This window comes from Cyanobacterium sp. T60_A2020_053, from assembly GCA_015272165.1.
GTDB lineage: Bacteria > Cyanobacteriota > Cyanobacteriia > Cyanobacteriales > Cyanobacteriaceae > Cyanobacterium.
In genome coordinates, this window is record JACYMF010000003.1 from 1 (window position 1) to 10,598 (window position 10,598).

Here is a 10,598-nt window from a genome sequence, read left to right on the forward strand (position 1 = left end):
ACAGTTGTTTCAACCTATCAGAAAATTGCATATCATCCCGCAATGATGCAACGCCCACAAATTTTTAGTATGCGTTTGCCCTGTTTTTTTTTATCTTTGGTTTGACAATTGGTCAAACTTCATATTATGATTAGGTGTAAATAGTCACATAAAATCAATTAAAAAAATGTTTAAGAAATTAGGATTATTTTTATCTACCTTATTGTTAGCTGTAATGGTAGTGATCTCCACAACTGCCTCTGCTCAAGCTGATACCGTAGAAGTTAAGATGGGCGCTGATAGTGGTATGTTGGCTTTCCAACCTGCTAAAGTAACCATTAAAGCAGGAGATAGTGTTAAATGGGTTAATAATAAATTAGCTCCTCACAATGTAGTTTTCGATCCTTCAGCCCCCCACGCTTCTGAATTAACTCATAAAGGTTTAGCGTTTGCCGCTGGTGAATCTTTTTCTGCTACCTTTGATGAACCGGGTGAGTATAAATACTACTGTGAACCTCACAGAGGTGCTGGTATGAATGGTGTTATTGTTGTTGAATAATACTTCATTGATTTATCTTCCAACGAAAAACACAAAGACTTCCTATAGTTAGGAAGTCTTTTTTTAGATTTTTGGTTCGATTTTCCCCTTTTCCCGTCACTCCATCACAACACTTTTTCATGAAAGCCTAAATTAGGAGAATGTCAATTAAGACTCGAATTTCCTAGATAAAATTACTAGATTTTCAAGAAAAATCAACAGAATTAGAAAGAGATTTGAACTCATTTGCCCTAATGAGAATGGCACACTTGAAAAGAAGAGTAGAGAAATTAGTCTTTGGGTGAATCATAAACTCTTTACTGCAAGAATGATAAAAGAGTCTGAGTCATAGCCTTGGGAGATTCAGCGCCCATCACCGCGCGCACCACAGCCACCCTAGAAGCCCCAGCGCCCGTCACCGCAGTTATATTAGTGTCATCGATACCACCAATAGCAAACCAAGGCATGGTAGCATTTTCCTGAGCATAACGCACATATTCTAAGCCGGAGGGCGCTTTTCCAGCTTTAGTGGGAGTAGCATAAACAGGACCTACCCCAATATAATCCACATCCTCTTGTAATGCGTTAGCCATTTCCGTGGGATTAGTGGTGGATTTGCCAATAATTTTCTCAGCGCCTAAAAGTTGTCTTGCCACTGCCACAGGCAAATCAGTTTGCCCTAAATGTATGCCATCAGCGCCCACCGCCAAAGCAATATCCACTCGATCATTAACCAAAAATAACGCCCCGTAACGGTGACATAATTCCTTTAACTGCCTTGCCTCTTCGTATCTGAGGGGATCATTTTCCGTTTTGTGACGATACTGCACAAGGGTTAAACCGCCCTGTAATGCAGACTCCACCACCTGTAAAAAATCGGTGACGGGCGCTGTCACTAAATATAACTTGGCTTCTTGTAACCGTTGCTGACGAGATTTTCCCATTAACTGACTTTCTAAACTATACACTTGATACCTTAATTGTTTCATAGCGCCCGCAAACGCGCCATCATATAACTTGCCGTATTCTTCCAATACTCGCAATGCTTCTTGTATTCGACAAAAATTCGCCTGTAATACAGCGTTTAAATTACTTCTGGTTTCTTCTTGGGGATGGCTTAAACTTGTGCCAACGTCATGGGCAGTGTTACGGGCGCTTCTTAATCTATTATCATGCCATTTGCCCAACTCCTGACGCATATTTTTACAGTGGAGGGCGCTGTTTGCATCATCTAAACCAAAACGGCACCACTCCTCAATAATCCTTAAACCTTCTCGACTGCGATCTAAATTCGCATCTAATATTCTATATATTGCTTGGGTTTCATTAATCATAATCTACAAATTCTTGGAAAATCTTTTTTAATCAAAAATCAAAAGGGCAAAGTTAAGTAAGTAAGCAAAATTAATTGTGACTTTTATTTTTTTCAAAGCTATAACAACAAAGGGTTTAAACCCCTTGCCCGTATATAATTAATTTTGCACGATAACTTATTTCAATTAAGATTGAGACAAATTTAAAAACTCTGTAGGGCGATGCACTATCCATCATTTAACACTTAGCTGAAAATTTTACAGTGAAATAACTCTTCACAACAAAGGAAAATAATATCAATATCTTAGTTCAATTTATTGAACGTAAACTTATTGGCTCCGTGTAATTCATTACACGGTGGGGAAGTAGCGAAGATACAATCTTTTAATAACTAATTATCCCAACTTGATATAATTCATTACACGGTGGGTAAATTCCGAAGATACAATCTTTTGACAACAGATTACCCTAACTTGAGATAATTTCTTTTTTCATTGATTGCTATTAATTAGCTTGTTTTTTTGCCTTGATAATCAAAGGAATCACAATCCAAGCCACCACTAATAATAGAGCAATGATGCCAAATTGAGCAATAATACCCACTAACTGAGATAAAGGAATAATGCGCCCGACAAAATAAGATATAGTGACAATGACAGAAGCCCATACCGCAGCACCACAAAAATTGTAAAATAAGAACTTAGGATAAGGCATTTCGACAATTCCAGCGATAGGTCCAGCAAATACCCTTAAAAGAGTGATAAAACGCCCAAAAAACACCGCTTTTCCTGCATTATCGCTAAATTTAGTTTTGGCTTTAGATAATTCCTCCTCTTGAAGCCGAAAAAATTTGGCTATTTTCAAAAAAAGTGACCAACCACCGATTCTTCCTAACCAATAACCGAAGTTATCACCTAAAACAGCGCCCATCACCGCCGAAATCAATACTAACCAATAATTTAACTCACCACTTCCAGCAAAAAAACCACCAACAATGGTAATAGTTTCTCCGGGGATAGGAATACCCGTATTTTCGATAGCAATACCGAAAAATACCGACCAATAACCATATTGGTGCGCCAATTCTTTAATATTTTCTAATGATAAAAATTCCATAAAATAATTGATAATGGACAATAAATAATACAAAACTGATGGAAAAGTCCTGACACCATTATAGATAGGTGTCGATGAAAAAGTATTGTCCAGAGGATAATAGACTATTATGAGGCTTTATCATCCTATAGTAGCACCTACTATTTTGTGTTTTTGTCTAAACAGTATTGTTTTTCCAGATACCATACAGTAGTTATGACAGATTAATAAAAAATTATCTCTTCAACAGTTAAAATTAAATCTCTGCCAGAAACTTTAAATACACACTTCTTTTGATAAGTGATCATCCGAACTTGATATTATTTATTGCCAACTCGACCACTTCTTCCCCCATGCAAACAAGGATTCTATCTCAATTTAAAAATAGGCAATAAAAAAGCCACTGAGGGCTTGTTATTAAATAACAAACTTTTTAACACTCAGTGACTCATCGTTTTCTCAATAAATTTCAGAACAAGGAGTTTAAACTCCTTATTTCTAAACTTTATAAAATTAGAGAATAGATTTAGCAGTAGCTACCACGTTATCAACAGTAAAACCAAATTGTTCCATAATTACACCACCGGGCGCTGACGCACCAAAAGTATCAACACCGATAGTTTTACCTTCACTACCAACATATTTTTCCCAACCCCAAGTTACACCAGCTTCCACAGAAACACGCTTGGTGATTGCTTTGGGTAATACAGACTCTTTATACTCGTCACTTTGTAAGTCGAATAAATCTAAACAAGGCATGGAAACCACCCGCACTTTTTTACCTTCCGCTTTCAACTTTTCTGCCGCTTCTACGCAAAGATTAACTTCGCTACCAGTACCAATCAAGATTAAATCTAACTCATCAGGGGCAAAACCACAGGAAAGCACATAACCACCTTTTGCCACTGCGTCAATGCTAGAACCAGCTAAATTAGGTAAACCTTGACGGGTTAAAGCCATGACAGAAGATTTTTTCTTGGTTTCAATGGCAACCTTATAAGCGCCCGAAGTCTCATTACCATCTGCGGGGCGGAATACCATTAAATCAGGGATAAGACGTAAAGACATCACCTGTTCGACAGGTTGGTGAGTAGGGCCATCTTCCCCTAAAGCGATAGAATCATGAGTCATTACCCAAATTACTTGCGCTTCAGATAAAGCCGATAAACGGATAGAATTTCTCATGTAATCAGTGAAGATTAAGAAAGTCGCACCATAAGGAATTAAACCAGTGTTATGTAAAGAAATAGCGTTACAAATAGCGCCCATGGCGTGTTCACGAACCCCGAAATGCACGTTACGATTTTCATAAGCGCCCTTCTGGAAATCCCCAGAAACCTCGATTTGAGTTAAATTAGAGTGGGTTAAGTCTGCTGAACCACCGATTAACTGAGGTAAAACTTTGGCAATGGCATTTAAACAATGTTCAGAATGCTTACGACTAGCTAAGGGTTTATCTTCGGGGGTGTAGGTAGGGAGACAATCTGCCCAGTTTTCGGGCAATTTACCGGAGGTGATTTGTTCAAACTCGGTTGCTTCGGTGGGATACTTAGTTTTGTAGGTGGCTAAAGTTTGATTCCATTCCGCTTCTAAACTAGCGCCCTTCGCCACAGCCTTTCTAAAGTGGTTATAAACTTCATCAGGCACAACGAAAGGATCATAATTCCAACCTAATTCTTTACGGGTAGCAGCCACTTCATCAGCGCCCAGCGCCGCACCGTGCACTCCAGCAGTACCACTCTTTTTGGGTGAACCATAACCGATGGTGGTGGTTACTTTAATCATAGTGGGTTTATCGGTGACGGATTTAGCTTCGGCGATGGCTTTAGCAATAGCCTCTAAATCAGTGTTACCATCTTCAACGTGGAGAACGTGCCAACCGTAAGCCTCGAAACGCTTAGAAACATCTTCGGTGAAAGCAATATCAGTAGAACCATCGATGGAGATGTGGTTATCATCATAGAGGGCGATTAATTTACCTAAACCCCAGTGACCAGCAAGGGATGCAGCTTCACCAGAAATACCTTCCATGTTGCAACCATCACCCAAAATTACATAGGTGTAATGATCGATTAAGGTACAGTCTGGCTTGTTATATTTAGCGGCGAGGTGCGCTTCGGCTAAAGCTAAACCCACACCATTGGCGATACCTTGACCAAGAGGACCAGTAGTCACTTCTACCCCAGCCGTCATAAAGTTTTCAGGGTGTCCGGGAGTTCTGGATTTCCACTGACGGAATTGTTTAATATCCTCAATAGTAACGCTATCATAACCATAGAGATGTAATAGGGAATACTGAAGCATAGAACCATGACCAGCAGAAAGCACGAAGCGATCACGGTTAATCCATTGGGGATTTTTGGGGTTAAACTTCATAAACTGATCCCATAAAACGAAAGCCATGGGCGCTGCACCCATGGGTAAGCCAGGGTGACCAGATTTAGCTTTTTCGACTCCATCGATGGAGAGGAAACGAATTGCATTAACGCAAAGTTCTTGCAGAGATTGAGTTGTAGCTACCATAATGTAATATTTTTTTTAGTGATTCTACTTTAACTTTTAAATTGTTAGGGAATTTACCGATTATCTTCTCATTGTTTTGTATGGATCGCAAGTATTTTCAGATCATCCTTATTTTTTCTGGTATCTTTATAACTACAAAAAATACAAGCGTAGTAAATCAGTTAATTACGATTACGCCAATACCAACGGTAAACACTGGTAACAAACCATTGCACATTAGATGGTAAATAAAATTCAGTCCCCATGAAGCTATAAGGTAATTTGCCATGAATCATATATTTATTGGTGATATTGAATTGCGAAGGTACTACCATACTGTATTTTTTCAAATTAGAAGCGCAGTTTTCTGTCAATTCGCCACGATGGGTACTTTCTCCCAATACCACTAAATTATTTTCAGGTACATATAGTTTTTCTCCTTTCAGTTTATGCTTAGGGAAAGAGTCCATTTCTTTTGCTCTAAAATCATGGTCTGGAAAACTAGCAAAGATTCTCCTAATATATTTTACTCTTGCAAATTGCGGTTCCCACACTTGTTCTCCGCCGACTGTATCCCCATCAGAAAAAACTAATTCTTTTAACGTTAATTTTTCATTAACAATAATATCCCCATCTTTTTTTAAGAATTTATCAGCCGTATAAGAAGTATTCATGCGCTTTATTCTAATAGAAATTATGTCTTTGTCATCAAGTTTTTTGACGCATTCATATAAAGAATTAACTTCAGGTAATCTAATTTTTACTAAATATCGATCATCCATACACCAATATATCCACTCGTCATCATCAAGATCATCTAACAGTTTTAACACTGTGGGTTTAATGGGTGATTCGCTCTGAATTAATTCGATTTTATCGCCATAATTTTCTAGTAAAAAATCTGGTTTTTGTGAAGTATAAGGCACTCGAAAAGTAAAAGGGTTGTTTTTCCATAGTTTTTGATAGGTAAAAATAGTATGATTGGCTATTTGTAAATATTTATCACAAGTGAGAACAATGGCTTTCATAATGACTAAGATTATTTCTGATTGTACTAAGATAATATACAATATCAGGGGTAATCATAGCTCTAAAGTAAAGAAACCATGAATAAAGTAAAATCTATTATTGAGCGATATTTGAACAATATTTTTAATAAATTAAATGAAAAGAAAATACAAAATCATCGTTTAATATTTTATATTAATTCGGGTCGTTCAGGCTCTCAATATTTGGCGGAATTATTGGGGACGGCGAAGGAAGTGGTTAGTTTTCATGAACCAGCCCCACCGATGACAGGAGATTTTCTTACTTTAGCAAATACACTAGATTATAATAATAATAAATCCAAAAGAATACGCAGAATTAAAAGTTATACTATTAAAAATTATTTGCGTAATTTACCTGAGAATAAAGTGTATTGTGAAACAAATCATATGTTTATTAAAACTTTTTTTGATGTTATTTGTGAAGATTTTAAACAGGTTAATGTGATTATTTTGAGAAGATATTTGCCTTCAGTATTGAAAAGTTTTGTTGAATTGGGCTATTTTTCTGATCGTCACCCTAATTGGCATTTATGGATGTCTCGCCCTGATGCCGTCACTTCTGCTATACCTTGTTTAAATTATCAAGAATTAGACCAATATGATCGTTGTATCGCTTATTTAATTGATATAGAGGCTAGGGCAATACGTTTTCAACAAGAATACCCTTCTATTATTACCAGTGAAGTGCGCTTGGAAAGTTTAAACAATTATCAAAATGTCCTAGAATTATTTGAAACATTAAGTATCACCCCAACACAAGCCACTGAAACTATTTACACAGAAAAAATTAACCAACGTTCTAATTTAAAAATAATGGGTAAAGAAAATACTGTCAGTTTAGCCGATTGTGAAGAAAGAATTAATAATTATATTGATATAGCTATCGCACAAGGAGTAAAAGTTCCTCATTCATTGGCTTTAAAAGCCTAATTTAAAAATAGATTATAGTTATTGTTTATTTTTTAGCAGATAAATCTATAATAACGTAACAAATAGATTATATTTACCTTATTATGTTCTTGGTCATCTTCAATTTATCGAGAAAAGTTATATTAGTTTTAGTCTTTGTTGTTTCGTAAGGTTTATATTCACCTAAATATCGGTAATATTTCTACACATCATGATAAGCGCCCTCCACCGTTACCCCAAATCCAAAGATTATTTATTTTATTATTACAAGGGAGTTTTTAAACTAATTATGAGGAAACCAATCTTCATTCAATAACTGTTCTAAAGTATAAGGGCATTTGGGAGGAAATACAGAAGAATTTAACTCAGTTTTATCCATGGCAATTCTTAAACCCTTTTGATAGATTTTTTCCAAGTTTGTCGTTAAATAATTTTGCAAATTAGTAGTAAGTTTTAGTTCTAAATCTTGGCGAAAGGTTCTAATCTCTCCACGCCAATGACTGGCATTATAATTGTATTCTTTTTGCCAATATTGCAATAGTAATAAATGGATAATAACCTGTTTAAGTAAATTTTCTACACTGTGTTTTCTTTCTCTACCCAAGTCATCTAACTCCTCAATTAAATTATCTAAATCTAAATCATTAAATTTATTTTCTTTTAGTAATTTTACTGTTTCTTGTATCCATAAATAATCATCTATCTCATATAATTTTTTTAAGTCAACTTTGTCTATCACTGTCATATAAATTTGCCTCGTTTTATTTTTACTTATCTTATATTTATGGTAAAAATTGCTTCAATTTTAATTTTAGCTTATTCCAATAATTTTGATAAGGATTATTTGGGCTTATTTTTATGAGTTTACCCTCACCTAAATAGCGGTAATATTGCCATAAATCAGCATAAGCGCCCTCCACCGCTACCCCAGCCCAATGAACATATTTTAAACGTTTTCCTTGATCATAGAGTATGTGATCTTTTTCTTCAAAATGAGGTGAACCTGCCCAGTTTCCTGGCTCATTATCAGTCAATTTAACTAAATTTAACCGTTTTTGAGTGGTTTTTAAAATTAAATAATTTAAAATTGGTTGGTCTGTGGTTTTCTGTGAGAAATCGAAATATTCACGGTGGAGGGCGCACTCCGCCAATATTTGATATAATTCGTTTTCAGTAAAAATACCTTTTTTTGAAGCCCAAAAACCGCTATTAAAGACATCTTCTAATTGCTGAGAAGAAAATATATTTTTTTCTAATACCACAGGGGAAAATATATCATTCAATTTACGACCCTTAAAGTGATAATCACAGTTAAGAAAATCATATTCTTGGAGATACTGTAAATTATCGATAATTTTTTCAAAAACAACAATATCAGTATCGATATAGAGAAACTCATCTAAAGGTCCAAACCATTGCACTAGCTTACGCATTTTGTTGGGTAATGCTAAAAAATCTCGATCAAAAATAGTGGCAATTTTTGCGGTGAATTTATTAACAAAATCTAAATCAGGAAATAATTTAACGCTGTGTTTGGCTTCTAATATTTTGAATACTTCTTGATATTTGTCATCAAAAGGAATTAAATAAATTGGTGTTTCCTTGTCATATAATCGAATACTATTGAGTAAGGCAATAGCATTTTCTTTAACTTTATTATTAGCAACAATATATATTCCTTGCATAAATATTTTATAGAGAGATATTAACTTTAAGGCGTTGGTGAATTCTGCTATGAACGAGAAGAAACTGGGACATCTTGCCAATGAAGATAGTGAATCAGCAAACGGACAGAGTATTTCAACATTTCCATTGATTTAGAATAACACAAGGTTTTCCGATGTAACCTAGCTAAGTAGTGTCTTAATCTTGTGTTTTCTTCTTCTACTATGGTCATATATTTTTTACTGATAATTTGGTCTCCATGTCGTTGACGTTTATCTTCAATCTATTTTAATTCATAGCCCAATTAACCAATGACTCCCTCGAAATCTCTCTTTCTCAAGGGGAGACATTTCCTCAAGTTTTGGCATAAAATCAAGTTTCACCAGAGAAAGTGATCTGATCTGAATGGTAATCCATGGGTTCAACATGAATTAAGACGCGCGCTGGGGCAAATTTTTCTTGTAATTTGGTTTCTACCATTTCGGTAATGTCGTGGGCGCTTTTTAAGTCGGTGGGTTCAACAATTAAGTGCATTTCGATGAAAACTTGTCTGCCTAATAAACCCCTAGAGGCTATATCATGACAGTTAGTTACCCCTTCTACTTCCATGACTACGTCATGAATTGATTCTGGCTCAATAGCCATTTGATCGATTAACCAAGGGATATTTGAGCTTAAAACATCCCAGCCACTTTTAAACACCAATAAAGCCACAGGAAAAGCTAACCACACATCGAGAAATTGTAAAGAAGGTAAATTCCAGCGCCCTCCACCCCAGATTAAAGTTAAACTGATTAACACCGTAATCGTCACCCACACATCACTCATGGTGTGAGAAGCATCGGCAATCAAAATATTACTACCAAGTTTTTTGCCCACTCCACGCTCATATAAAGCCACACCGATATTAATAATTAAAACCAGAATTAATAACCACAATTCAGGGGCGCTAATACTAAGAGAAACGCTCTTAGAAAAGAGACTACTGACAGCATTAGAAAGAATTTCGTAACCCACAATACCGAGAAAAACAGCGATGGAGAGCGCTCCTAAAGCCTCAAATTTCTGATGTCCGTACGGATGTTCTCGGTCAGGGTGCGGAGAGGATAATTGATTAGTCACCAAACCCAGAATATTATTGGCGCTATCGGTGACGCTGTGTAACGCCTCTGCTTGTAAACTAAGAGAGCCTGTCATGATGCCCACAACCCATTTAATGCCTAATACCATGAGATTTAGGCATAGGGTAATAATTAACACTCGTCTCACATCTGATCTTATATCTTTTGCCATAATCCATAAATACTCGCAGAGGGAATTGTAAAGGTTTGATAAAGTAAGTATTAATCACATTCTTGATAAAGATAAATTCTTAGTTAAAAAATGTCAACCCTTTAAAAAATTGGTTATTAAAACGGATGTGATTTGATTTTAACTTAGTTATTATTAAGGTATAGAGTAAAGAATTGACACTCCCACCACTAAACCCTACGGGTTATAGTGGGGGATTCTTGGTTCACCGACTCGCCGTTAGACGACAGCCCATA

The 10,598-nt window shown here is 36.0% G+C and carries 9 protein-coding genes and 1 pseudogene; 2 read left to right on the plus strand and 8 right to left on the minus strand.

Going from position 1 to position 10,598, the window contains the following annotated elements:
- The first annotated feature begins 166 nt into the window (after window positions 1–166).
- Window positions 167–538 (plus strand): plastocyanin, encoded by a 372-nt coding sequence (locus IGQ45_00160; protein ID MBF2055640.1) that lies wholly within the window; start codon window positions 167–169, stop codon window positions 536–538.
- A 296-nt stretch (window positions 539–834) separates the two neighbouring features.
- On the opposite strand, the gene IGQ45_00165 is transcribed toward IGQ45_00160, so the two are convergent.
- From IGQ45_00165 to IGQ45_00180, 4 genes are all read right to left on the minus strand, one after another.
- Window positions 835–1,851: a thiamine phosphate synthase gene (locus IGQ45_00165; GenBank protein MBF2055641.1), complete on the minus strand. Its 1,017-nt coding sequence runs from the start codon at window positions 1,849–1,851 to the stop codon at window positions 835–837.
- Window positions 1,852–2,335: 484 nt separating this feature from the next.
- Entirely contained in the window at window positions 2,336–2,947 is a 612-nt protein-coding gene (locus IGQ45_00170) for a DedA family protein (GenBank protein MBF2055642.1), read from the minus strand.
- 492 nt (window positions 2,948–3,439) lie between these two features.
- Window positions 3,440–5,449 carry a transketolase gene (tkt, locus tag IGQ45_00175; protein ID MBF2055643.1) on the minus strand — a complete coding sequence of 670 codons (2,010 nt, stop codon included), beginning with the start codon at window positions 5,447–5,449 and terminating at the stop codon, window positions 3,440–3,442.
- 161 nt (window positions 5,450–5,610) lie between these two features.
- The gene (locus tag IGQ45_00180; GenBank protein ID MBF2055644.1) at window positions 5,611–6,456 is read right to left on the minus strand and encodes a hypothetical protein; all 846 of its coding nucleotides are present in this window, start codon (window positions 6,454–6,456) and stop codon (window positions 5,611–5,613) included.
- Between the two features lie 78 nt (window positions 6,457–6,534).
- Between IGQ45_00180 and IGQ45_00185 the strand changes: the two genes are divergently transcribed.
- The gene (locus IGQ45_00185) at window positions 6,535–7,407 is read left to right on the plus strand and encodes a hypothetical protein (GenBank protein MBF2055645.1); all 873 of its coding nucleotides are present in this window, start codon (window positions 6,535–6,537) and stop codon (window positions 7,405–7,407) included.
- Window positions 7,408–7,669: 262 nt separating this feature from the next.
- On the opposite strand, the gene IGQ45_00190 is transcribed toward IGQ45_00185, so the two are convergent.
- From IGQ45_00190 to IGQ45_00205, 4 genes and pseudogenes are all read right to left on the minus strand, one after another.
- The gene (locus IGQ45_00190) at window positions 7,670–8,131 is read right to left on the minus strand and encodes a DUF29 domain-containing protein (protein ID MBF2055646.1); all 462 of its coding nucleotides are present in this window, start codon (window positions 8,129–8,131) and stop codon (window positions 7,670–7,672) included.
- A gap of 37 nt (window positions 8,132–8,168) precedes the next feature.
- Entirely contained in the window at window positions 8,169–9,071 is a 903-nt protein-coding gene (locus IGQ45_00195; protein ID MBF2055647.1) for a methionine synthase, read from the minus strand.
- Window positions 9,072–9,118: 47 nt separating this feature from the next.
- Window positions 9,119–9,310 (minus strand): annotated as a pseudogene (locus IGQ45_00200) (IS1 family transposase).
- A gap of 113 nt (window positions 9,311–9,423) precedes the next feature.
- On the minus strand, window positions 9,424–10,344 hold the full coding sequence (locus IGQ45_00205; protein MBF2055648.1) for a cation transporter: 921 nt from the start codon (window positions 10,342–10,344) through the stop codon (window positions 9,424–9,426).
- Window positions 10,345–10,598: the final 254 nt, after the last annotated feature.